This window comes from Rheinheimera sp. F8, from assembly GCF_001518915.1.
In genome coordinates this window covers 2,097,653-2,123,572 of the sequence record NZ_CP013656.1, presented here as the reverse complement: position 1 = coordinate 2,123,572, position 25,920 = coordinate 2,097,653, and the positions used below count along the sequence as shown (strand labels likewise).

The 25,920-nt window shown below is 51.1% G+C and carries 16 protein-coding genes; 8 read left to right on the top strand and 8 right to left on the bottom strand.

All coding sequences use genetic code 11. From position 1 onward, the window contains the following. Window positions 1–89: 89 nt before the first annotated feature. From pstA to ATY27_RS09510, 3 genes are all read right to left on the bottom strand, one after another. On the bottom strand, window positions 90–1,751 hold the full coding sequence (gene pstA, locus ATY27_RS09520) for a phosphate ABC transporter permease PstA (RefSeq protein ID WP_208933285.1): 1,662 nt from the start codon (window positions 1,749–1,751) through the stop codon (window positions 90–92). Window positions 1,752–1,766: 15 nt separating this feature from the next. Further along, a complete protein-coding gene (locus ATY27_RS09515; protein ID WP_208933284.1) occupies window positions 1,767–4,046 on the bottom strand; it encodes an ABC transporter permease subunit in 2,280 nt (759 codons plus the stop codon). Between the two features lie 200 nt (window positions 4,047–4,246). After that, window positions 4,247–5,191: a phosphate ABC transporter substrate-binding protein PstS family protein gene (locus ATY27_RS09510; protein WP_279614577.1), complete on the bottom strand. Its 945-nt coding sequence runs from the start codon at window positions 5,189–5,191 to the stop codon at window positions 4,247–4,249. 345 nt (window positions 5,192–5,536) lie between these two features. Here ATY27_RS09510 and ATY27_RS09505 point away from each other — a divergent pair, with 345 nt between their 5' ends. The 3 genes from ATY27_RS09505 (at window position 5,537) to ppx (ending at window position 9,817) form a co-directional block, all read left to right on the top strand. Then, on the top strand, window positions 5,537–6,043 hold the full coding sequence (locus tag ATY27_RS09505) for an ACT domain-containing protein (protein WP_208933282.1): 507 nt from the start codon (window positions 5,537–5,539) through the stop codon (window positions 6,041–6,043). 121 nt (window positions 6,044–6,164) lie between these two features. After that, window positions 6,165–8,285, top strand: a complete 2,121-nt coding sequence (gene ppk1 / locus ATY27_RS09500; RefSeq protein ID WP_244151425.1) for a polyphosphate kinase 1 — start codon at window positions 6,165–6,167, stop codon at window positions 8,283–8,285. Then, entirely contained in the window at window positions 8,282–9,817 is a 1,536-nt protein-coding gene (ppx, locus tag ATY27_RS09495; protein ID WP_208933281.1) for an exopolyphosphatase, read from the top strand. Before ppk1 ends, ppx begins: the two co-directional genes overlap by 4 nt. Window positions 9,818–9,860: 43 nt before the next feature. Here the strand turns inward: ppx and ATY27_RS09490 are convergent, their stop codons facing one another. Next, complete coding sequence (locus ATY27_RS09490) at window positions 9,861–11,075, bottom strand: DUF547 domain-containing protein (RefSeq protein WP_208933280.1); 1,215 nt, start codon at window positions 11,073–11,075, stop codon at window positions 9,861–9,863. Between the two features lie 211 nt (window positions 11,076–11,286). Between ATY27_RS09490 and ATY27_RS09485 the strand changes: the two genes are divergently transcribed. Beyond that, window positions 11,287–12,603 carry an amidohydrolase gene (locus ATY27_RS09485; protein ID WP_208933279.1) on the top strand — a complete coding sequence of 439 codons (1,317 nt, stop codon included), beginning with the start codon at window positions 11,287–11,289 and terminating at the stop codon, window positions 12,601–12,603. A gap of 76 nt (window positions 12,604–12,679) precedes the next feature. Here ATY27_RS09485 and phoR read toward each other — a convergent pair whose 3' ends face one another. Continuing rightward, the gene (phoR, locus tag ATY27_RS09480) at window positions 12,680–14,020 is read right to left on the bottom strand and encodes a phosphate regulon sensor histidine kinase PhoR (protein ID WP_208933278.1); all 1,341 of its coding nucleotides are present in this window, start codon (window positions 14,018–14,020) and stop codon (window positions 12,680–12,682) included. Window positions 14,021–14,077: 57 nt separating this feature from the next. After that, entirely contained in the window at window positions 14,078–14,764 is a 687-nt protein-coding gene (phoB, locus tag ATY27_RS09475) for a phosphate regulon transcriptional regulator PhoB (RefSeq protein ID WP_031568707.1), read from the bottom strand. A 372-nt stretch (window positions 14,765–15,136) separates the two neighbouring features. On the opposite strand from phoB, the gene ATY27_RS09470 reads away from it, so the two are divergent. The 3 genes from ATY27_RS09470 (at window position 15,137) to corA (ending at window position 21,958) form a co-directional block, all read left to right on the top strand. Then, on the top strand, window positions 15,137–17,836 hold the full coding sequence (locus ATY27_RS09470; protein ID WP_208933277.1) for a hypothetical protein: 2,700 nt from the start codon (window positions 15,137–15,139) through the stop codon (window positions 17,834–17,836). A gap of 133 nt (window positions 17,837–17,969) precedes the next feature. Beyond that, window positions 17,970–20,672 carry a TonB-dependent receptor gene (locus ATY27_RS09465; RefSeq protein ID WP_208933276.1) on the top strand — a complete coding sequence of 901 codons (2,703 nt, stop codon included), beginning with the start codon at window positions 17,970–17,972 and terminating at the stop codon, window positions 20,670–20,672. Window positions 20,673–21,013: 341 nt separating this feature from the next. Then, complete coding sequence (corA, locus tag ATY27_RS09460) at window positions 21,014–21,958, top strand: magnesium/cobalt transporter CorA (RefSeq protein ID WP_208933275.1); 945 nt, start codon at window positions 21,014–21,016, stop codon at window positions 21,956–21,958. Window positions 21,959–22,004: 46 nt separating this feature from the next. Here corA and ATY27_RS09455 read toward each other — a convergent pair whose 3' ends face one another. Further along, window positions 22,005–22,919: a porin gene (locus tag ATY27_RS09455; protein ID WP_208933274.1), complete on the bottom strand. Its 915-nt coding sequence runs from the start codon at window positions 22,917–22,919 to the stop codon at window positions 22,005–22,007. A gap of 214 nt (window positions 22,920–23,133) precedes the next feature. Further along, window positions 23,134–24,900, bottom strand: a complete 1,767-nt coding sequence (locus ATY27_RS09450) for a phosphoethanolamine transferase (protein WP_208933273.1) — start codon at window positions 24,898–24,900, stop codon at window positions 23,134–23,136. Window positions 24,901–25,156: 256 nt separating this feature from the next. Between ATY27_RS09450 and ATY27_RS09445 the strand changes: the two genes are divergently transcribed. Continuing rightward, entirely contained in the window at window positions 25,157–25,867 is a 711-nt protein-coding gene (locus ATY27_RS09445) for a SapC family protein (RefSeq protein ID WP_208933272.1), read from the top strand. Window positions 25,868–25,920 lie beyond the last annotated feature (53 nt).

Here is a 25,920-nt window from a genome sequence, read left to right as displayed (position 1 = left end):
TTCACTCTTAAAATTCAGTTCAGGTTCTGTGGCGGGATGTCATTTGCCCCGCCACCTGGTGCCCGCAGGCACCGATGGATCCGCTTGTTCTAGTCAGACTCGCCGCGATATTTTTCCCGCAGCTTGTTACGTAAATGGATAGCAGCCATATTCAGCACCACAATCAGCACTACCAGCACCAACGCCGTGGCGTACAACAACGGCCGCGATGCTTCAACGTTTGGACTCTGGAAACCCACATCGTAAACATGGAAACCTAAGTGCATGATTTTCTGATCAAGATGCACGAACGGGAAAGTACCGTCGACTGGTAATGTCGGTGCTAATTTCACCACACCGACTAACATCAGTGGCGCTACTTCACCGGCAGCCCGCGCAATAGACAGGATCAGGCCCGTCATCATCGCCGGGGTTGCCAGTGGCACAACGACTTTCCATAAAGTTTCAGATTTAGTCGCACCCAGCGCCAGACTGCCCATCCGGATCGTACTTGGAATACGCGACAACCCTTCTTCAGTGGACACAATGACCACCGGCAGTGTCAGCAACGCCAGCGTCAGAGAAGCCCAGAACAGACCTGGTGTGCCGAAAGTCGGTGCCGGCAGTTTCTCCGGATAAAACAAGGCGTCGATATTGCCACCCATGATGTAGACAAAAAAGCCCAGACCAAATACGCCATATACAATCGATGGCACACCGGCCAGGTTGTAGACGGAAATACGGATGATCTTCAGCAATGTGCCTTGTTTGGCATATTCACGCAGGTAAATTGCGGCCAGCACACCGAATGGCGTCACAATAATCGACATCAGAATCACCATAGTGATAGTGCCGAAAATGGCCGGAAAAATACCGCCTTCTGTGTTGGCTTCGCGTGGATCATCACTTAAGAAGTTCCAAATCGCGCCGACGTAATGCACCGATTTTTCCAGCAATGACATTTGATTCGGCATGTGCGCGTGCACAATATTCGCCAGGCTAATCGTCAGCTCTTTGCCTTCAGCGGTGACGACTTTCAGGCTGTCACGTTTTGCTTCAGTGTACAGCGCTTCCAGTTTTTGCTGTAACTCCGCATATTGCGCGTCCAGCATTGCCTGATCTTCGGCGGCTTGCTGTGTATAAACACTGATTTCCGCAGCCGTTGCGCCTTGTAACTCCAGCGTGCGCTTGCCAAGACGTAACGCTTCCAGCGCCTTGTTAATCTTACCGATATCACCCTTTTCAATGTCAGTGATCTGGTCCTGCAGGGCGTTGGCACGCGACATTGCCGCCTGTAAGGCCGGCCACAGTGCTTCACCTTCGGCCACTACTTTGTCCTGCTGTAGTAACTGTTGCGGGAAGCCCTGGAAGTTACCCCACTCGCGCCGTTCGATCACGATGGCATTGTCTGGTTTTGTCCAGCCAGCCAAATCATGCTCGAGGAACCAGGCAAAATCACGGCCATAGACGTCGCGGTTCGCCAGCTTTAATAAATACCGTGCATAAAATTCCGCATCATCCGGTACCGCTACGCCTGAATCTTTCAGCGTGATACGGCTGACCTGTTCGGTGCGCACATGCTCAGCCAACAAGGTTTTTTTGCTGCCATCGGCCTGTATAGCTTCAACCTGTTGCAAATCAGCCGGCCAGAAGTGACTGCCACCTTGCACTGCAATCAGACCCAATACGCCAATCACCATCACCAGACAAAGCGCGATAGCACCGGCGTTTAACCAAATCCACGGAGTTCCCGTTTTAAACCAAGCTCTCATGCCGTTCACTCCGAATTACAGATTACTGAAGCGTTGACGTAACCGCTGCCGGATCACTTCCGCCAACGTGTTAAAAATAAAGGTAAAGACAAACAACACCAGCGCCGCCAGGAATAACACCCGGAAGTGAGTACTGCCGACCGCCGTTTCCGGCAGCTCTACCGCGATGTTGGCTGACAGCGTCCGCATGCCTTCAAACAGGTTGAAGTTCACTACCGGACTGTTGCCCGTGGCCATCAGTACAATCATGGTTTCACCGACAGCGCGACCAAAACCGACCATCACTGCCGCGAAGATACCTGGGCTCGCCGTTGGTAGTACCACGCCTACCATGGTCTGCCATGGTGTCGCACCGAGTGCCAATGACCCTTGGGTTAAATGGCGTGGCACGTTAAACACCGCATCTTCTGCAATCGAGAAAATATTTGGAATAACGGCAAAACCCATCGCGATCCCAACCACCAGCGCATTACGCTGGTCATAAGTGATGCCATTATCAGTGAACCACTGGCGCAAACTACCGTTGAAGAACAGTTGATCAACCCCCGGACTTAAGCTGACACACAACCAGATAAAGCCGACGATCATTGGAATTAACACCACCACTTCCCAGCCCAGGCCAAACCGCTCGCGCCAGCTGCGCGGGAAGAACCGCCACAGGTAAGCGGTTAGCAACATCATCAGCGGCAGCAGCAACAGAATGGCAAAGACCGCACTGAGGTATTTCTCGACAAAAGGCGCCAGCCACAAACCGGCGAGGAAACCCAAAATAACCGTTGGCAACGCCGCCATAATTTCAATGGTCGGTTTGACCTTACCGCGTAACTTTGGCGTCATAAAATAGGCGGTATACAGCGCGCTCATGATGGCCAGCGGCGTGGCAAACAACATGGCAAACAGCGCAGCTTTTAACGTACCGAGTGCCAGCGGCACCAGGCTCATTTTGGCTTCAAACTCATCAGAACCTGAAGATGCCTGCCAGATATAGTCCTTTTCGCCACGGCCTTCATACCAGACTTCATTCCACATCGCCTTCCAGCTAACATCCGGGTGCGCATTTTCCAGCGCAAAACGCTGTACTTTGCCATCAGCGGCAAATGCCAGTAATGCAGTGTTGATTGGACTGATCGCGATACGTTCGAAATTAGTGCCTTCCAGCAACGGTTCCAGCGCTAAAGTGCGGGCTGACGTGCCGTAATGAATACCAAGATTGGCAGCAGCATCTAATACCAGGAAACCTTTGCGCGAATACTCAGGTTCAATCTGGCGAATTGCCGCAGGATGTTGTTCAAAATCACGGATGTGTTTTAAGTGGAAATTGTTGTGCTCATCGCGCACCAGAAACCACTGGCTCAGACTGCCGTCTGAACCACCAACAATCAGCGAGACCGCACCAACTAAAAACTCGACCGCAGTCACTTGTTTGCCGGCCGCTACAGCACTGACCGCTTCGACGTAACGGGCCTGTGCCGGATCGGTCACATCGTAGTAGTGGATCTTTTCATTGCCTTCAGCGATGAACAAATTGTGCAGCGTGGTATCAAGCAAAATCCGGCTGACGTCTTTTGGTGCATCCGGTAACGGATAATCGGTACGCACCAGTGTCGTCTCGCCGGTCATAAACTCAGTTTGTGCTTCAAACACGTGGTAGCTCAGGCGACCATCAGCAGCAAACGCAACCAACGCTGTGCCCGCACTGCCTTCCTGTACCGCCAGACTCTTTAACGCCTGACCCGGATTTAAATCCAGCGGAGTTTCACCAAGCGGATAAGTAACCACTGGCACCACTTTGCGTTTGTCATCCGGATAACTCAGGTTGTATTCGTGTTTGATCACCAGCGCCTGACCATTGGATAAACCGAGTGCCAGCAAGCCTGAGCGGGGTTCGCCACGGGCAAACGCTGAAATCGTGGTTTGTGCCGGAAGTTGCAGCTGCACTTTTTCGCCAGCCTGACCGGTCAGCGCATCAAAGAATTGCAGTTCACCGGCCGCCGAGACATTCAACCCGACTTCACTGTAGCGTTCCAGGTTGGTATACAACGGTTTACTGCTGTTGATCTGGTAGTTTTGCTCAGGTTCAACGCTGGCCGACGAAAAAATCGGCCCAACTTCAGAAAACAGATAAACAAAAATAGTCGCAAAGGCTGCGACCACACTGATGCCGGCAAATGCGATACCGTATTTGGACATTTTATCTTTAAAACTGCGCCAGCGGCGCAGACGGGCCCGTTTCTCACCACTTGGCAATAATGATTGCCTTGTAGTGACAGGAGCTGACGTGGAGGTCTGTTGCATGTTTACACATCCAGGACTGACTTTTCGGATGCTGCAAAGCTTAGATGAGTTTTATGTCAGAAATATTACAGTGCAGATTTTTGTCATAAATTAGCAATATTCAGCAGCTGACTGACCGGAAAACCGCGGATTGGCGACCACGCAGCAAACCGATGTCAACGCAAAAGGCGCCCGCAGGCGCCTTGACAAAAATCTGAGATTTACTTGATACCAAGTTCGGCCAGAATTTTCGCGGCTACTTTGTTCGGAACTGGCACATAACCGTCGCGAACCACAATCTCCTGACCGCGTTTTGATAACACCAGTTTGATAAACTCGCGTTCCATTGGCGTCAGTTCTTTGTTCGGGTGTTTGTTGACATAAACAAACAGGAAACGGGACAGTGGGTATTTGCCATCCAATGCGTGGTCAGCAGTTGGTTCAACAAAAGGTGAACCTTCTTTTTTCGCCAGTGGCAGTGCACGGACACCAGAAGTCACATAACCGATCCCTGAGTAGCCGATACCGTTAATCGACTCACTGACGCCCTGAACTACTGATGCAGAACCTGGTTGTTCGTTGATGCTGGATTTGAAATCGCCTTTACACAGCGCATGTTCTTTGAAGTAACCGTAAGTACCGGATACGGCGTTGCGGCTGTACATGGTGAAGTCGCGATTCGCCCACGCACCATCCAGACCCAGCTGACCCCAGCGCGTCACATCTTCTTTGTAACCACATTTGCGGGTCGCTGAAAACACGGCGTCAACCTGTGCCATGGTCATGCCTTTGATTGGGTTATCTTTATTGACGTAAACCGCCAGTAAGTCGACCGCAACCGGCACTGCAGTTGGCTTGTAACCGAATTTGGCTTCAAACGCCTGAATTTCACTTGGTTTCATCGCACGGCTCATTGGGCCGAAGTTTGAAGTACCTTCAGTCAATGCCGTTGGTGCCGTAGAAGAACCGGCACCCTGAATTTGAATGTTCACATTTGGGTACAGTTTGCGGTAATCTTCAGCCCACAACGTCATCAGGTTGTTCAGCGTATCAGAACCGATACTGGAAATACTGCCCGATACGCCTGAGGCTTTCTGGTAGTCAGGTAAAGCCGGGTCAACTTTAGTCACCGCAGCGGCTTGAAAACTGAAAGTGGCAGCGATAATGGCCGCAGTCGATAAAATTTTAAAAGTTTTCACCTTAAAGTCCTCTTGTTGGCAATCGCAAGCCTGTGCCTGCAGTTCACGCTAAACATCATATGTCGGTAATATGACAATAATATGACGAGAAAACAGTCTGGCGAATTTCCAGCAAAAATCGACCAACAGTGTTGTTTTTTTAAAGTGGCTGGCTATAGTTTCGGCTGGCTGGGCGCCCGGATGGTTACCCGTGTGGACACTGGTCAAGTTGCTTTAATAACAAAAATTACATTTTAATATGATATATTTTTTACGCTGAATCCAGATTGTCGTGGGATTTACAGTGCCGTACTAAAAACAAGGAAATGCGCTATGAAGCAGTTGGTTTTAACGTTGATCGGACAGGATAAAGCCGGCCTGGTCGAACAACTTGCAACGTTGATTGCCGAATACCACGGCAATTGGACCGCAAGTAACCTGAGCCATCTGGCTGGTTACTTCGCCGGGATTTTACAGGTTGAAGTGGCAGAACAACATGTGGCGGCTTTAACCGCTGCGCTGCAACAGATGAAGGATCTGGATATCCGCGTACAACATGGGGTGGACTCCCGCGTCAACGAGCAGAAACTGCTAAAGTTCGTCATCACCGGCAATGACAGACCGGGTATTGTGCGTGAACTGTCGTCGGTCATTAAACATAAAGGCACCAACATCATTCACTTTGAAAGCTCTAAACAAAGCGCACCGAATTGGGGTGTGCCACTGTTTAATGCGATCGCGACTGTTGAGCTGCCGGAAGGCCTGAACAAAGACGAAGTGGTACAGGCGCTCGAAGACATTGCCTCAGATGTGATGGTCGATGTTGAAAATCTGAACTGAAACCGTTCTGTCCAACAATAGCCCGTGCATGTTCTGACGTGACGGGCTATCTTATTCATAATTCTTTCATCAAATTGCCATAGATTAGGCTCAGCCCCTCCCCCGCAGTGATGGAACTGATATGGAACTACCAAACAATTCAGAACACCCGATGCATTATTTTCCAAAAGAATTAAGCTGGCTTGCTTTTAATGAACGCGTGTTGCAGGAAGCTGCAGATGAACGCAACCCATTAATTGAGCGCCTGCGTTTTCTCGGCATTTATTCCAATAACATGGACGAGTTCTACCGGGTGCGGGTGGCGGACGTGAAGCGGCGGATCATGCTGCAGATGTATCACCATGAAGACGCCAGTCAAACAGAGCATTTATTGAAACAAATTCAACAGTTTGTGTTGCGCCTCGGTGCCAAGTTTAATGCCATCCATATGGACCTGCAGCTTGGTTTGCGCAAACATAACATCGAATTTATTGACCAGCACAAGCTGAACGAATCGCAAAGCGCCTGGGTTAAATCCTATTTCAAAGAAAAAGTGCTGCGGCATATCTCGCCGGTGCTGTTGTCAAATGAACACCTGCAGTTATCAAAACGCCTGGAAGACAATGCCACTTACCTGATGGTGGAAATGACCGGACAGGGCAAACCGGAGTATGCCATCGTGCAGGTTCCGACGGATGATGTGTCGCGTTTTCTGGAACTGCCAATAGCATTAAACCGCACCAAACGCCGCGGCAGGTATCGCCACCAGTTTATGATGCTGGACGATGTGATCATTCACTGCCTGCGCGACTTGTTCGCTGGTTTCTTTGATTTCTGCGACATCCAGGCCTACTCGATGAAGCTGACCAAAGACGCCGAGTATGACTTAAGCGAATCACTGGACCAGAGCTTGCTCGACAAGATGTCGCACGGGATCCGGCAACGGCTGGAATCTGAGCCGGTGCGACTGGTTTATGACGTGTCGATGCCTGAGCATATGCTGAAAATATTGCGCAAACTGCTGGGCGCTAACACGCTGGACGCATTGATCCCCGGCGGTCGTTACCGGAATTTCAAAGATTTCATTAATTTCCCGTACACCGGCCACGCCAGTCTGGAGTTTTCGCCGCTGCCGCCATTGCCAAGTCCGGATTTTGAACAACATAACACCACCTTTGATGCGATCCGCAGCAATGACGTGTTATTGCATTACCCGTATCACAACTTCACTTATTTCACCGAATGGGTGCGTCAGGCGTCGTTTGACCCCAAAGTGAAGTCGATCAAAATGACGATGTACCGCGTGGCAAAAAATTCGCGGGTGATCCACTCCCTGCTTGATGCGGTCAGAAATGGTAAAAAAGTCACTGTAGTGGTCGAGCTCAAAGCACGCTTTGACGAAGAAAATAATATTCAGTGGGCCCGGCGCATGACGCAGGCCGGTGTACAGGTGGTGTTTGGCCTGACCACACTGAAAATTCACTCCAAGCTCTGCATCGTCAGCCGCGAAGAAAAAGCCGGACTGGTGAAATATGCCCATATTGGTACCGGCAATTTCAACGAAAAAACCGCACGGATTTATACCGATATGAGCTTATTTACTTGTCACAATGAAATTTGTGATGAAGTGGATCAGGTATTTGAATTTGTCGAATACAGCTACAAACCCTTTGTGTTTAAACACTTAATTGTGTCGCCGACCTGGAGCCGGCCTAAACTGAATCAACTGATCCAACGCGAAATTGACTTTGCTTTGAGCGGGCGCAAAGCAGAAATTGTGCTGAAGCTGAACAATCTGGTCGATGATCCGATTGTTGATCTGCTGTATAAAGCCAGCCAGGCCGGCGTGAAGATCCGGATTATCGTGCGCGGCATGTGTTCGCTGATCCCGGGTATTCCGGGTAAAAGTCACAATATCAAAGTGATCAGTGTGTTGGACCGTTACCTCGAACATGCCCGGGTCTACCAGTTCTTTAATGGCGGCGATATCGATTTATATCTGTCATCTGCGGACTGGATGACACGCAATATTGAAATGCGCGTCGAAGTGGGCGTACCGATTTATGATGCGCGCATTAAGCAACAAATTATGACAGTGCTCGATTTGCAGTGGAATGACAACGTCAAAGCCCGCCTGATCGACAAAGAACAAAGCAACCCTTATGTCAAAAGGGGCAACAGAAAAAGTATCAGGTCTCAGCAGGCGATTTATGACTATCTCGCCAGCCAGCAACTGGGACCGACTATTCAGGCAGAGTTATGACCCATCTGACGCCAAATGCGTTGTCTGCCGCCGAATTAATTGCGGCGGTAGACTTAGGCTCCAACAGTTTTCACCTGGTGATCGCGCGTATCGTTGACGGTGCGCTGCAATTGTTGCATCGGGAAAAACAAAAAGTTCAGCTGGCCGATGGGCTGGATGAACAGCAGATGCTCAGCGATGAAGCGATGCAGCGCGGCCTGACCGTGTTGCGTCAATTCGCCGATACACTCAAAGACATGCCCTCACAATCCGTCCGTGTGATCGCCACCTACACCTTGCGCCGGGCGAAAAACAGCGCACGCTTTTTGCAACAGGCGCAGGACGTGTTTCCGTTTCCGATTGAAGTCATTGCCGGGCAAGAAGAAGCGCGGTTGATTTATCAGGGCGTCGCTCACTTTGAAACTTACACCGGTCAACGGCTGGTTATCGATATTGGCGGTGGCAGTACTGAATTTGCCATTGGTGTGGATTTTCAACCGCTGAAACTGGCCAGCCGCAATATGGGCTGTGTCAGCTTCGCCAAATTCTATTTCCCGCGTGGCCGCATCAGCCCAAAACGATTTGAACGGGCGCTGATGCATGCCGAACAGGAACTGGAAATCATCTACACCGGGTATAAAAATACCGGCTGGCAACAGGCTGTGGGGACTTCCGGTACGATCAAAACCATTAAGGATATTGTCAGCGGGCTTGGCTGGCATCCACATGTGATTAAGCTCGAACATCTGGAAAAACTGCAACAACTGTTGTTGGAAGTTGAGATTTGCGATGCGTTAAATCTGCCCGGTCTGACGGAAGATCGCAAGCAGTTGCTGGCACCGGGTCTTGCGATTTTACTGGCATCGTTCCGGATGCTGGGGATCGACGAGATGGTGTATGTCGACGCAGCCCTGCGCGAAGGTGTGTTGTATGAGATGAGTGATCGGCTGCAACATCAGGATATTCGTCAACATACGATTCAAAGCCTGATCAAACGTTATGTAGTCGATGCAGAACAGGCCGGCCGGGTCAGCCAGACCGTGCAGACCTTGTGGGCTCAAACGCAGACCCAGTGGCAGCTCAGTGCAGAATGGGGCCAACTATTACAGTTTGCCTGTTATGTTTATGAAATTGGCCTGCAGATCAACTCATCCAGCGTGCAACGACACAGTGCTTATATCCTGAATAATTCCAACTTGCCAGGCTTTAACCAGGAACAACAACGGGTACTGGCCAGTCTGGTGCGCTATCACCGGCGGAAGATCAAACCGGACGATATCACGCCATTTTATCTGTATCGTCAGAGCGATTTTTACTACGCACTGTGTCTGTTTCGCCTGGCGATATTACTGAATCAGAAACGGCGGGAAGATATTCTGCCGGAGATCCAGGTGCATGCTGCGGCGCAGCAACTGACGTTGTTACTGCCTGATAGCTGGTATCAGCAGCATACCGTGTTGGCTGCGGATTTACGCTCAGAGCAACAGTTTATCAAACGATTGGGTCTGACCTTAAGTTGTCCGGGCCTGCCTGAACTCAGCGACGAGAATTAAAGGAAAGCGCTGCGGAACCCGCCGCAGCGCTGAAGTTGCCGGTTTACTGGCCGGATTTATCGTGTTGTTGTCCGCTTTCGGTCTTTTCTTTTGCTGCTTTCGCTTCAGCTTCCGTCAGATCGGTCACTGTCACTACCCCACCGCGATTTTCATGATTCAGTTTCAGTTCTTTTAATTTTTGCACCTGGTCAGCCGAGAAGCGGCCATAAGTGACAGACTTCGCCTGTACTGTACTTGCCATCAGCTCCAGGTTGGTAACCTCCTCCGACCCGACCATTGTGCCGCCCTGCGAAAACGCGCCCAGCAAAGCAGCGTCGTTGGTCGCCGCCCCGCCGCCATAATTCCGGCTGGTGCCGTAGATGTCGGTAACGGTCCAATCGTCGATATCTGCCACCAGCGTTTTCGCTTCATCCAGCAACGGAATTTCATCTTCACGCAGATACTCACGCAGGTGATTACGCAGATCAGTCTCAAAGTCCGGGAAATAGCTGGCATTACGCTGATAAAAACCAGCAACGCGGAAAGTCTTGCCATCCGGGTAAGTGCCGCGGTTCGTGTTGATAAAATCATTGGCATTAAACTGCAGCGAACGGTTCAGATTGGCGCCGGTATAGGCATATTTGCGGATGCTGGGGCTGCCGATATAACCCTGATACAAACCATAAATCACCAGCACTTCGTCCGGATATTTCTGTTTCAGCACGCCGTACTGAATGTCATTCAGACTTAGCTGCATACCACCGGTATTGATCAACTTTTTACTGAGTACACCGTCTTTGGCCGTGACAAAGTCTTCCAGACTCTTTAACGGATAGACTTTATTGATTTCATCAATCACTACGACGTTGTACAGGTTTAACCAGAATGCAATTTGTTCTTTTTTGCTGAGCTGATTTAGCGGGACCTCAGATGGCACTGCCTCAAGGCTGACGCGGATTTTACTGATCACGGCGGCCATTTCTGGATTTTTCTTAAACTCTTCAAAAAACAGCCGGTTACCGGCATTGGTTGTCAAAGTATTAAAATTATTTTTCAGCCGGGTACTAACCGTCGAAGACGATGACTTGGACTTTTTCCGGCTCGGTGGACCCGACATCAGCACCGCGGCATTTAATACATAATCCAGATCGTCATAATTAATGGTGATAGCAGAATCCTGAGTTTCACCTTGCCAGGCATCCGGTAACGTCAAATCACTGGCTTGCGCCGAAAAGCTTCCCAGCACAAGCAGGCACCACAGTAGCGATGTTCGCAGCATTTCTTATTCTCCTTTTTGTCGGTTTCAGTGCTCTTTCCACATTAGGCGAATAAATCATCAGTCTCAACTATTGTTTCAATCAACCAGCTATGGCGTTAACCAATCTGCTGTTGTTATTTCTGTCCGGACCACTATCTATGGTTGGCAAGCACAGATTTACTGGTTAAGTTAACCATTGTCCCTTTTCTGTTATTCCCTGTCGGAGTGTTCCATGCGTGGTCGTCTCACCTCTCTTGCCATCGCCTGCGCCGCTTGTTGCGCTGGTCTGCCAGCAGCACAAGCCGCTGATATTAAAACTGATCTGACGCCGGCCATCAGCGCCGTAATGCCGCAGGTGATTAGCTGGCGCCGTGATTTGCACCAGCATCCGGAGCTATCCAACCGGGAAAAACGCACCAGTGCAATGGTTGCTGCCGAGCTGAAAAAACTGGGGCTGGAAGTGCAGACCGGTATCGCCCACACCGGCGTGGTCGGACTGTTAAAAGGTGGCAAGCCTGGCAAGCTGGTGGCGCTGCGCGCTGACATGGATGCACTGCCGGTGAAAGAACAAGTGGATCTGCCGTTTGCATCCAAAGCGGTGGCGGAATTTAATGGTCAGCAAGTCGGCGTGATGCACGCCTGCGGCCACGATGCGCATGTCGCGATGCTGTTAGGCACTGCGACAGTGCTTACTAAGATGAAAGCGCAGCTATCCGGCGATGTGATGTTTATCTTCCAGCCAGCGGAAGAAGGCCCACCACCGGGTGAAGACGGCGGCGCAAAGCTGATGCTCAAAGAAGGTATTTTTGCCAAACGTAAACCCGATGCGATTTTTGGCGTGCACGTCTGGCCCGGCCCTGCCGGGCAGTTACAGGTGAAACCTGAAGGCATTATGGCGGCGGCGGACAGCTTTGAGATCACCGTCAAAGGCGTACAGGTGCATGGCTCCAGTCCGTGGCGTGGCATCGACCCTGTCGCGGTCACAGGTCAGCTCATCACCGCCCTGCATCAAATCCCGGCGCGTCAGCTCGATGTGACCCAGGCACCGGCGGTGATGTCGATTGGTCAGGTGCATGGTGGCGTGCGCTGGAATATTATTCCGGATGAAGTGAAACTCGGTGGCACGATCCGGACCTTTGACCCGGTGATGCGCGAACAGCTGATTCAAAAAATGCAGCACACCAGTGAACATATTGCAGCCGCCAGCGGCGCGACGGCGCATTTCCATTCACAAAGCTTTGCAGCTGTGACCTGGAATCACGCCGGCCTCACTGAATGGGCGATGCCGTCACTGAATTGGGCCGGTGCCAAAGCCGGTGTCAGCCCGATTAAGCCGATCACCGCTTCGGAAGATTTTTCCTTTTTCCAGCAGGAAGTGCCGGGCGTGTTTTTATTCCTTGGCATCGCCGAACCCGGCCAGCCAATTGAAAAGACGGCCCCCAATCACTCGCCATTTTTCCGCGTCTATGAACCAGCAATGGAAAATGGTGTGCGGGCAATGGCAGGTTTAGCAGTAGATTTTCTGGCACAGGCGCCGGTATTGAAGTAGTCCCGGCCAGCGTACGGCGACGCTTCCGCTTGCCGTATCTACCGAACTCCATTCAAACACCAGCGAAGCAAGTAGCTTATTTCAGCTTCTTTGGTAGCTTTGGCTGATTCGCAGTTAACTCACCCACCACTAACTCCGGCGGCAGCGCAAACGAAAATGAGCTGCCGCGTTTCGGCTCGCTGAAAATCATCAACCTGCTCTGATGGCGCGACAACACATGTTTGACGATGGCCAAACCCAGGCCTGTACCGCCAGTAGTGCGTGCCCGGGCCTGATCAACGCGGTAAAACCGTTCTGTGAGACGTTTGACGTGTTGCGGCGCTATGCCTTCGCCATTGTCGGTCACCGTAAAGACAGCTTTGTGGTGTTCACGCCGCCAGCTGACTTTGATGTCGCCACCGTCCGGCGTGTACTTGATCGCGTTGGTCACCAGATTGGAAAAAGCACTGCGTAACTCTTCGGTGATGGCATTGACGCGTAAATTCAGGTCGATATCAAAACTGATTTGATGCTGTTTTTCCCGGTTCAGGCTATGTGCTTCCTGTTCCAGTAACGTCAGCATCGCCGGTACATCGACGTTTTCGTCATAATGCACTTTGGCGGCAGCTTCAATCCGCGACAAAGTCAGCAGCTGCTGTACCAGATTGTCCATCCGCTTGGTCTGGTCGAGCATCACTGAATGGGCTTTTTGCCAGATCGCCTGCTGTGGCAGGTGTTCAGGCTCCATCATCTCCAGGTAGCCCTGCAGTACAGTCAGCGGCGTGCGCAGTTCATGCGACACATTGGCGACGAAGTCTTTGCGGATTTGCTCAAGTTGTTTGAGCTGCGTGATATCGCGGATAATCAGCAGATATTGTTTTTCACCATATTGCAGTACGCGATATTCCAGCGTCAGATCTTCAGTCAGCGGTGAAGGTAATTCGATTGCCTGTTCGAAGTTCTGCTGCTGCAGATATTGCTGAAATTCCGGATTGCGAATCAGGTTATCAATGCGCTGGCGTTCATCCATCGGCCAGCGTAGGCCGGCCATCTGCTGTGCCAGCTTGTTACACCAGACGATAGTCCAGTCCAGGCTCAGCACCACAATGGCGTCCGGCAAGGCTTCGGCACCGTCGCGAAAGCGCCGGACCAACGCACGTAAATCTTTGTTTTTCTTCCGCGCTTTACGTTGCCGGTAGTAAATCCCGTCAAACACCTGCTGCCAGCTGCCATCACCGGCCGGTGGTGACAATTTCCGGTCTCGCCAGAGCCATTTATCAAGCAAAAACAGATGTTTGTAGTGCCAGGCGATGATGCCGGCCGCAAGCAATAACAGGAATTCAGTGGTCAGGTCAAACAACCAGCCCAGTGCAGCCGCCAGCAGTGCAAGCCCGGCTAACCGGCTGAGAATAACCCGTTTGGACAGTAATAAACGCATAACACCTACTTGGTTGCGCCGACCCGTGTTAATCACAGGTCGCGCGGCAGTCTGAGGTTATTTTACCGAAAAACGATAGCCAGAGCCACGGACGGTTTGCACTAACCGATCATGACCGCCATGGGAGATGGCTTTACGCAGGCGACGAATATGCACATCGACTGTGCGATCTTCGACATAAACATTGGTGCCCCAGACGTGGTCCAGTAACTGTTCGCGGCTGTACACCCGCTCCGGATGTGTCATAAAAAAGTGCAGCAAACGGAATTCAGTTGGTCCCATATCCAGTGGCTGGTCTACTGCTGTCACGCGGTGTGACACCGGGTCCAGTTTCAGGCCCTGCACTTCAATCACTTCATCCAGACTAGTCGGTGCGACGCGGCGGATCACTGCTTTGATGCGAGCCATTAATTCTTTTGGCGAGAATGGCTTGGTGACATAGTCATCCGCGCCTACTTCAAGGCCGCGCACTTTGTCTTCTTCTTCACCGCGCGCCGTGATCATAATGATCGGGATGCTGCGGGTCAGTTCATGTTGTTTCATTTTTTTCGCGATTTGGATGCCACTGCCACCTGGCAGCATCCAGTCCAGCAACACTAAATCCGGGTAAGGTTCTACCAGCTGATTAATCGCGCTGTCAAAATCTGCCGCTGTGCTGGCCTGATATCCATTTTGTTCCAGCACAAAACACAACATATCGCGAATTGGTGCTTCATCTTCCACTATCAGAATTCGTCTCGACATAGCCTGTTACCATCATCCGAGGTTTTGGGTACTGCAATCAGTATCCCGCCTAATTATGACAAAATTATGAAAGTCGGCAGTTCCCGCGTCGACTTCTTCACAACTCGTTTGCATACATGACAACCGTATGCCGTTTTTGCGACTTGCTTTGCTGCTACAGCACAAATCGCGGCGACAAAATATTGCCAACCGGGAAGACAGTTCCGTGACTATTTTGTGAAGGTTTTTTGACAGCATTCACGCCAACATGCGCCATTGCTGGAGATTGGTCTACTGTCATCTGCTTGCCAACATTCTGTCATAAAACAGTCACGCCCGGGATTTACCGTCTCTGCAGTTTTTTACTGACCCACTGCATCGACGGAGATTAAGATGGCATTCGGCAAGATTTTAAAGTTAAGCGCAATTTCGACTGCTTTGTTCCTGGCTGGTTGTGGCGGCGGTGACATTGTGATTAGCACTGGCGCTGGCGCGACCACTCCTACTACACCAACCACACCTACCACGCCAACCAGCAAATGCCCGAGCTTTGCCAAAGAAGGCGCTGCAGTCGGTGGCATCAGCAAGACGATTTGTGAAGTCACCGGCACGCTGACCGCCGACGCGACTTTCACTTCAGGCATCGTTTGGGCTTTAAGCGGTAAAGTACAAGTCGGTAACGACAACGCGAACAGTGCGACACTGACGATTGAGCCAGGCACAACGGTGTTCGGTAAATCAGGCGCCGATTTCTTAGTCGTCGCCCGCGGTTCGAAAATCAGTGCAGTCGGCTCAGCCAACGCGCCTATCGTGTTTACCTCAGTCAATGACATGATTGGTACTGCCAATGATGCGTCTGCCGGCCAATGGGGCGGTATCGTGCTGCTCGGTAAAGCACCAACCAACAAGTGTGATGCAGCAGCGCTGGCCACTTGTAAAATTGAAGCTGAAGGCAACGCCGGCCCATACGGTGGTGACCGCCCAACAGACGGCAGCGGTATCCTGAAATTTGTGCAGGTGAAATACGCTGGTTATGAAGTTATTAAAGATAACGAATTAAACGGTGTGACTTTCGCCGGTGTCGGTTCTGGCACTGTGGTCGATTACCTGCAAGTGCACAACAACTCAGACGATGGTGTTGAATTCTTCGGCGGTAACGTTGATGTTAAACACTTAGTACTGACCGGTAACCGCGACGACTCACTGGACTGGGCAGATGGCTGGACCGGTCGAGTGCAACACGTACTGATCCGTCACAACCCGAACAATCTGGAAGCGAACCGCGCCATTGAAGCGGATAACCAGTCTTCTAAATTTGACGCCGCGCCAGTATCTAAACCACGTATTTCGAACATGACTATTATCGGTAACGCCTTTACATCAGCGGCCGCCGATTCTGAAGGTATCCTGCTGCGCGCCGGTACCGCTGGTGAGATTTACAACACCATCATCACCGGGCCAAAAGGCATGGGCGAGTGTTTTGAAATCGAAACACCGGAATCTGTGGCGAACGCTAACAGCGGAAAAATCATCTTCCGTAACTCTATTGTGAACTGCCCGGAAAACTTCAAATCACCAAAAGACGCTGCCGGCAACACGCTGTTAGACGTGGCGAAATGGTTTGCGGCACAACCAGGCAACAGCGTAGCTGACCCGTTATTAGGTGGTTACATGCCAGCGGCAACTTCACCTGCACTGGGCAAAGGCTACAACATGCAGAACTTTGTTGACCCATGGTTCGACAATACCAACTACATCGGTGCTTTTGATGGTGCGACCGACTGGACCAAAGGCTGGACGCACGGTTTACACGCCAGCAATGCTGCTCTGACCGCCTGCCCGGCTGGTACTACAGAAGTCGCGTCACTGACCGGCAAACTGAACTGTGAAGTTAAAGGCACTCTGACCAGCAACGTGGCATTAAAAGCCGGTGCTGATTACGTGTTAAACGGCAAAGTGACTGTCGGTGGTGACAACACCACTTCAGCAACACTGAGCATTGACCCGGGCGTGCGGATTTACGGTAAATCAGGCTCTGATTATCTGGTTGTGGCCCGCGGCAGCAAAATCATGGCTGAAGGTTCACCAACTGCACCAATCGTGTTCACTTCACTGCAAGACGTGATTGGCTCAGCCACCCGTGCCGGCCAATGGGGCGGTATCGTGGTACTGGGTAATGCACCAAGCAACAAGTGTGACCAGGCTGCAACCACTTGTTCTATCGAAGCTGAAGGCAACGCCGGCCCATACGGTGGTTACAAAGCGGATGATAACTCTGGTGTGATCAAATACGTGCAAATCCGTAACGCTGGTTATGAAGTCATCAAGGACAACGAATTAAACGGTCTGACTCTGGCTGGCGTAGGTAAAGGCACTGTGGTTGACCACATCCAAATCCATAAAAACCTCGATGACGGTCTGGAACTGTTCGGCGGTACTGTCAACGTGAAATATGTGGTGTTAACCGGTAACGAAGACGATTCACTGGACTGGACTGACGGCTGGAACGGCAAAGCCCAATTCCTGCTGGTCAAACACGATGCAGCGAACACGGTCACCAACCGTGGTATCGAAGCAGACAACCAGTCAACAAATTTCTCTGCCACGCCACTGTCTGAGCCAACAGTTGCCAACATGACCATCATCGGTAACACCTTTAAGTCTGCCGATATGGATTCAGAAGGCATCCTGCTGCGCGCCGGTACTTCTGCCAAGCTGCACAACATCCTGATTGCAGGTCCAAAAACAGACACTGGCGCCATGGGCGAATGTCTGGAAATTGAATCAACGCAATCTCAGGCCTTAGCAGCCAGCGCCAAACTGGTCATCACGCACTCAGTACTGGGTTGCCCGGAACCGTTTAAAGGTACCGTATCGCCAACCATGACTGTGAAGCAGTGGTTTGAAGGCCAGCAAGGCAACAAAACTGCCGCGGATCAGGCTGCAGTGCTGAACGGTATGTACACCATCGACACGACAGCTGCCAAAGATATGGCTGCTGTAGATAGCTTCTTCACCAAGACCACCTTTGTCGGCGCCATGGATGCTGCCAATGACTGGACCAAAGGCTGGACCACTGGTTTAGGCAACTAAGCATGATAAAAAGCCGGCTTTTGAGTTATCAAAGGCCGGCTTTGTGCTGAGAAATATTTTTGTGAAGAACCCGGCAATGACCGGGCAGATAAAAACTCAGGCTGGCATTCGCAGCCGACAGGATTCAGAAAAAATGAGCAGCTTGCACCCATTTGGCCCATTTCATTTAAACCGCAACCGCGTCACCCGCGCAGTTCTGCTGGCCTTAAGTGCCACCACTGCCCTGCCGTTGACCGCGGCTGTCGCACAGGAAGCAGCAGCGCCGGCAGTAACAAGCCCGGCGCCAGCCAGCGAAACACAGGCCGTCGAACGGATCAACGTTTCCGGCCGGCTGTTAAGCTCAGCCGCCGCTACTGCAGAAGAACGCCGTCAGCAACCTTTTGTTGCTGAATTGCTGGGTATGGACCAAATCTCCCGCGCCGGTGACGGCAACGCAGCCGCCGCTTTACGCCGGGTGACTGGTCTGACGCTGGTCAAAGACAAATTTATTTATGTACGCGGCCTTGGTGAGCGTTACTCATCCACGCTGTTAAACGGCGCACAGGTACCAAGTCCGGATCCGACGCGTAACGTCGTGCCAATGGATATGTTTCCGGCCGGCATTATCGAAAGTATGGTGGTGCAGAAGTCTTATTCCCCGGAATTACCAGCCGCATTTGGTGGCGGTAATATCAATATCCGCACCAGCAGTATCCCGTTGGAACAGGTGTTCAGTTTCTCGGTAGGCACCGAATACAACAGCCTGAGCAGTGACAAAGGCCTTGATTATACCGGTGGCGGCGATGACTGGCGTGGTCAGGACGATGGCACCCGCGGTCTGTCCGATCCGTTCCGTGCTGCTGTAGCCCAATATGGTTCGCTGGATCTGGTGAAGATTGCTCAGGGCCTTGGTGGTGTTAATGCCGACAATCTGGCCAAAGCTGAACTGATCAACCGCAATCTCGGTCTGGAAATGAATCGCGATCTCGATGTACGCGAAAAAAGCTTAAGTCCGGCTTATGATGCCAGTATGTCGTGGGGCAACCGTTTTGATATCGCCGACCACGTGTTTGGCGTGATGGCCGGTGTCAGCTACGACCAGTCCAGCGAAAACAGCAAAGATCAGGAGCGTTATTATTCGATCACCACCGGCACTGATTTAACCCCGCTGAACCGCTACGACAATATTCTGCGCACTGAGCACCAGGTCAAACTGTCTGGCATGCTGAACTTCGGTTTTGAGTGGGACAATAATCACCGCTTTGAAACCTCCAGCATCTATTTGCAGGACACTAAAGATCGGATCAAACGCAAAATTGGTGACTCGATTGAGACTATCAACGAAGCGAATCGCGAAAACGAATTTTACAACATCCTGTATGAAGAGCGCTCAATGCTCAGCAACCAGATCCGCGGTAAACATACGCTGGACTGGGCAGGTGACCTGAATATCGACTGGCAATACACCGACGCTAAAGCTGAGCGGAATGCGCCGGGCGAAGTCGAGTATTTGTACGTGCGCTCGCTGGACGATGCCGGCAAACTGCAAAGCAAAACGATGCGTCGCAGCGACAACGCGGTGATTTATCAGTTCGGCAATATGCAGGACAACACCGAAAACGTCAGCTGGAACGCCAAGTACCCACTGTCGACCGAAAAAACCGAATGGACGTTCAGCACTGGTTACAGCTACTTCGAACGTCAGCGTGACGCCTCGACTGCGCGCTACAAGTTTGATACCCGTGGTTTTTCCAACGCCGACCTGAGTCTGGCCTATAGCCAGGTGTTTTCGGACGCTAATATCCAAAATGCAGCGAAACGCTTCCAGATCTCGGATGTGACCGGCGATGCAGACGACTACAAAGCAGCACAGATGATTGATGCCGCTTATGTCGCGATGGAAGCTACCTATGACTACACCTGGCGCGTCAATCTGGGTGTGCGTTATGAAGATTTCCGTCAGGTTTCTATCCCGCTGAACCCGTCAACCGGCGCGGTGCAGGGTGATATCACCAAGATGCCAATTCAGGAAGATGACCTGTACCCGGCCCTCTCGGTTACCTGGATGCGCACTGAAGAGACGCAAATTCGTTTTGGTTTCAGCGAAACAGTGGTTCGTCCTGACTTGCGTGAAGTCACGCCGGTGCTGTTTATCGACCCAATCACTGATTTTAAAGTGATGGGCTTTGCTGACCTGAAGAGTACCGACATCAAAGGCTATGACATGCGGTTTGAATCTTACTTAGATTCCGGCAGCAACTACAGCATCGGTGTGTTCTACAAGGACATGATCAATCCGATTGAAGCCATTGAACTGAAAGGCTCAGACGGTAACCTGCTGATGTCGTTCCGCAACGCCTTAGCCGGTGAAGTCTACGGGATTGAAGCGGAAATGCTGCAAAAGCTCGACATGTTCGAAGGCAGCTTTGGCCAGTTTGTGGATAACTTCTTTATCAACACCAACCTGACGCTGAGCAAATCAGAAATCGAAATGCAGGCATTAGGCGAGTCGAATCTGACCAATCTGGTGCGGCCATTAACCGGTCACAGTAAAAACGTGGTGAACTTCCAGCTTGGTTATGATTCCGACAACGAAGATCACACAGCCACTTTGACTTACAACGTGTTTGGCAAACGCATCGCCTTCGCCGGTATTGATGGCAAAGATGACGCGTATGAACAACCGTTCCACTCGCTGGATTTCACATACAGCTACACGGTGCTGCCGGAAGGTAACCTGAAGTTCTCGGTGAAAAACCTGCTGAACGAAGAAACAGAAATTCTGCAGCAAGGCGAAATTCTGCAAAAACGTGAAGAAGGTGTCAGTGTTGGCTTAAGTTACAGCCAGAAGTTCTGATAAGGCCCTGAAGGGTTACATTGAACCGGTTGGAGAACCGCGGGCGCTGGCAAGGATTGCCGCACCGCGGTTCTGTTTTATTCGCGACTGCAGCCAGCTGTTCTGACCAGCTTTACCTTGACCAGACCCGTACAGGTTCTTTAAGATCAACTTAACTTTTTGCCAGAGGCTGCTTTTCCTTGGACATACCCAGTCGATCTGCTTTGTTGTAATTCGGTCTGCCGCCTCTTCCTGCCTTGTATCGCCAGGTCAGTTGCAGTCTGACCGGCCTATTGCCACCGCAAAGTATTTTCTCGCACTGTGTTGTCCCTGGACCTCGTCTTTTTACCAGGAGTCACCTGATGCTGCGGATCTTCACCGTACAACAACAAAAACTGGAACGGCTCGAGCTGCAAAGCGCCGAGCAAGTGCAGCAGGCGATTTGGCTCGATTTACAGGAGCCGGATGAAGCAGAACGGAGTTTCATCAGTGATCAATTTGGCCAACAGTTAGCGCTCAGGGCCGAACTGGACGATATCGAGGCTTCCGCGCGTTTTTTCGAGGACGAAGATGGCCTGCATGTCCACTCGTTGTTTTTTTATCAGGAAGATCGCGCGGCGACCACCACGGTGGCATTTACCATTCGCGATGGCCGGCTTTTTACGCTGCGTGAGCGTGAACTGCCGGTGTTTCGCCTGTACCGGATGCGTGCACGCAATGCGCATTTGCAAAGCAGTAATGCGTTTGAGCTGTTATTGGATTTATTTGAAGTCAAAATTGAGCAGTTAGCGGATAGCATCGAAGAGATCTCGCTGGCGCTCGAAGCCATTAGCCAGGTGATTTTACAGGGCAAACAAAATGAAGCCTTTCAGGAATCGCTGTCGCGGCTGACCGAACTGGAAGATATGAGCTGGAAAGTGCGGTTGTGTCTGATGGATACCCAACGCGCCATCAGCTTTTTACTGCGTAAAGCGCGATTACCGGCCGATCAGCTGGAACAGGCGCGCGACGTCTTACGCGACGTCGAATCGCTGCTGCCGCACAATGAATCCTTCTCGCAGCGCGTCAACTTTCTGCTGCAATCGGCGATGGGTTTTATCAACATCGAACAAAACCGCATCATCAAAATCTTCTCGGTGGTATCGGTAATTTTCCTGCCGCCCACACTGGTGGCCAGTAGCTACGGCATGAACTTCGCGCATATGCCGGAATTGAACCTGCAGTTTGGTTATCCGCTGGCGCTTGGGCTGATGTTGATAGCCGGCCTCACGCCTTATCTGTTTTTTAAACGAAAAGGTTGGCTCTGAAAACAAAAAACCGGCAAATGCCGGTTTTTTGTTGTTGATGAGAGCATCAGAACTTATGTTCGATACCAATCGCCAGATAGTCGGTATCGGCTTTGTTATAGAAATCAAAGCTGCTGTACCAGGCGAATAATTTCGTTTCTTTACCGAGTTTGTAATCAGTGCCCAGGCTATAACCGTCGTGGTCTTCCAGCGTCTGGTACTGTGCTTTCAGTTCAAACTTATCCAGCGGATAAGCTGCGTTCAGCAGATAACCATCTTCTTTTTTGCCGCCTGCCATCACTTCCTGTTGATGTAAACCTGCACCCAGTTTGATTTTCGCAACTTTGCCTTGTACAAACACGCGGCTGCTATCGTAGCCATTCACATCGTTGTCCATCGAAACCGAAGCAAACAGCGGGCTGTCTTTCAGACCTTCGTCACCGTACATCAGCGCAACAGACTGACCATCCTGGCCTTTTTCTGAGTCTTCCATGATATGGCTGACCATCAGCGAGAAACCGGCAAATTTTGGCGTGATATAAGCCAAAGAATTGTTCATACGGTTTTCGCCTTTCCACAAAGTTTTGATATCGGCTTCGTAGTCGTTAAACAGGTCCATTTTGCCTTGCGACAGCTTTAATGCGGTGTCATTGCGGCCGGCTTTAATGGTACCGAAACTGCCAGTCAGACCAATAAACTGGTCGCGGCCTTTAATATTTTTTTCGTTCGCGTCATCAGTCAGGTCGACTTCCCATTCCAGCTGATAAATCAGCGTCAGGTCGTTTTCCAGTTTGTAGTCGCCTTTGACGCCAAAGCGGGAAGCATTGCTTTTTAATTCGGAGAACTGACCGGCACCGTCATCTGAGCTTTGCGCCGACACGTTAATTTTACCGTAAACGGTCAGAGGATCAGCCTGTACAGTGCCAGCAGCACCAAACAGACCCAACAACACGGCAGCGACCACAACTTTTTTTGCGAACATGGTTAAATCCTTCTTTTTTATGAAGAACGGCATTCTTTGCAACAGAATGGCTTCAGTATAAACAGCGCCAGCAATTTGCAAGGAAAGCGCGAGTAAAAACAGGTGTTTTTATGACGCAATGACAGTTTCATGAATCTTTTGCGTATCTTTCATGGCGTTGTCATGTCGGTTGGATGGCTATTTTATGGCGTATTTATGACAACATTATGACAGCTCACTTATTGCCACTCGGATTGGCACTGGTCTGACCCTGCGGCAGCAGCCGGCACTGCCCGGTTTTTGCCGATTTGTCGAAATCTATGCCGGTCCAGAGCACTCGCGATTGCGGTCTAAAAGCCGGATTGGCATAACTCAATGCAATTTGCTGCGATGGGTAATGAATGTCAGCCAGTTGCACCATCGTATGGAAAGTCTGACTGGTCAATAACGGCAATTGCGCTGCTTTGTTGAGTTGTTGGGTTTTCTGCGGAAACTGCTTGCTGAACAGTTCAGAGCCCCACCACAGCGCACCGACCCGATAGTCGAGTTCAGTATTATGGCCATGACCGCTTTTATCGCAGTCACCGTCAAAGATATTCTCGCCATGGTCGGACACCAGTAACAAGCTGGCTATCGCTTGCTGTTTTTGCAGCTGCCTGATAAGACCAGACAGCACAAAGTCGGTGTACAACACACTGTTGTCGTAGGCGTTGTTTAGTAGTTCACGGTTGGCTTTATCATGCATGCCGATGTTCTGGCCTTTCCCCGAGGGTAAAAACCGATCAAACTCCGGCGGATAGCGGTCGGTGTAACTGAAATGGCTGCCGAGCGTATGCAATACAATCAGCTGTTTCTGCTCGTTACGTGCCAACACCCGCTGGAAAGCGTCCAACAATACTGCATCGTAAAAGCCTTCTTTTTTATAACCAACCGGGTTCAGATACTGCACTTCATCCGCTTCACTGGCATGCAAAGCAACTGAAGAATCATGCACACCAAGCGGGCTTTGCGTCGATAACCAATATGTCCGAAAGCCCGCTTCGCCAAATGCTGCGACCAAAGATTTTTCGCTGAAAAAATAACTGTGATCAGCGGCGGTTTTACGCGAAATCAGTACCGGCACCGACATTCGCGTCCAGGCCCAGGGACTGATCATATCCTTAAAACTGACGACACCCGGGATACTGGCCAACTCTGGCGTAGTGGCACGCGGATAACCATTGAGCTGCAAGCGGTCAGGCCGCAAGGTTTCGCCAATCACCAGCACATAGATTTGCCGTTCGCCGAATACTTCCGGCTGGGCGGCGCCGAAGCGAAAGTCGCGGCTTTTGGCGGCAACTGCGTTCAGCGCCTGTTGTTGCACCCGGTATTCGTTACCTGCCAACAGCAGGTTGAGCGGAAAACTCTGATAAAACAAATTATGACTTTGCGGCAACGGCCGCCGGCTCAGTGCGGTCTGCGTCGCGTCGGCCTGCTGCACTACCGGATAATCAATGGCGTATTGGCGTTCCTGCATCATCACCCAGCACATACCCGTTACAGTGCAGCCCCAGATCAGCGGCCGCAGATAACGGGGCCACTGCAGTTGTGCAGCTAACAGCACACTGCTGGTCAGGCCAAATAACAATAAAATGCCTAACAAGGCCGCAAACAACAGCCAGCCGATGCCGGACAAGTAGCCGGCGGCCTCGGCCAAATCCGTTTCAGCGATGATTGCCATGGCGTGCGCATCGGTCGCTTTGCCGTAAGTCAGCTGATAAAACCATTCCTGTGGTACTAACAGCGCTAAAGGCAACCACAACCATACCGAACGGCCGAACGAGCGCTGCAGCGACAATAGCAATAACAACAACAGCAAAGCCGGCAAAATACCGAGCCGCAGCCAGAGCACCAGGTCCTGTCCGCGTTGCAGCACCAGATATTGTGGCGATAACAACAGCAGCAACAAACACAGCAGCAATACAACGGCCAGTGGACGGCTTTGCGGCAGTTTATTTATCATCCGGTACAATATCCTCGTTGCAGATCAGCGGCAGAAGTGGCGCAAATCGGCGGCATTATTCATAAATTCAGCCTGTTACTCAACCAGTCGCAACAACCACTGTCGGGCCATGCAAAGTACGTAACATTTTTCTGCTGAAGGGCGCTGGCATTCTGTCATATTTTTATAGTATGGTGCTCGCGACTTTATAAAAACCGGCCACCATGCGGATGCCCGTCAATGCTGGCCTCAGACAAGATCCAAAGGAAGTAGTAACATGCTCGCTCAACCAGTAGCTCTGACCCAGGACCAACACAAAGACCTGCGTATCCTGCCAAAATTCTCCGTTGAAATTCTGGAAAACCGCCATGTGGCGCCATTGATGCTGCAGGAATTCACCGCCGCTGCGCCATTTTATCCAATTTTCTTCTTAAAAGCCGCTGATGCGGACGTTTACAATCCGGTTGCCGTGTTTGGTCTGCAGGAAGCACAAAACCTGTTCCTGGAAAACGGCGAATGGAAAGGCGAATATGTACCTGCCGGCATTCGTGCTTACCCATTCACGCTGGCACAAGCGACCGACGAGCAGTTGGTTCTGTGTGTGAACGAACAAGCGGACAATGTCAGCCGCACTGAAGGTCAGGCGTTGTTTGACGCTGAAGGCAAAGCGACTGAATTCTTCGATGGTATCAACACGTTCTTCAAAGACTATATCGATGCCAATACCGTCAGCCGTAACATCCTGAATCAAATCACCGAAATGGGCCTGTTTAAAGCCGATGGCCTGCAATACCGTGATCTGGCGGGCAACGAACGTCGCCTGAATGGTTTCCACGTGATTGACCGCGAAAAATTCGACGCGCTGAGCGACGAGCAGTTCCTGCAACTGCGTAAGTTTGGTGTGTTACCGGCAATTTACGCCCATTTCACTTCACTGGAACGGATTGGCGTGTTGATCGCCCGTTTACCGGCTGCTGCTGCCGTGTAAATTTAGTGCGTAAGTAAAAAAAGCGACTTGATGTCGCTTTTTTTTCGGCCTGA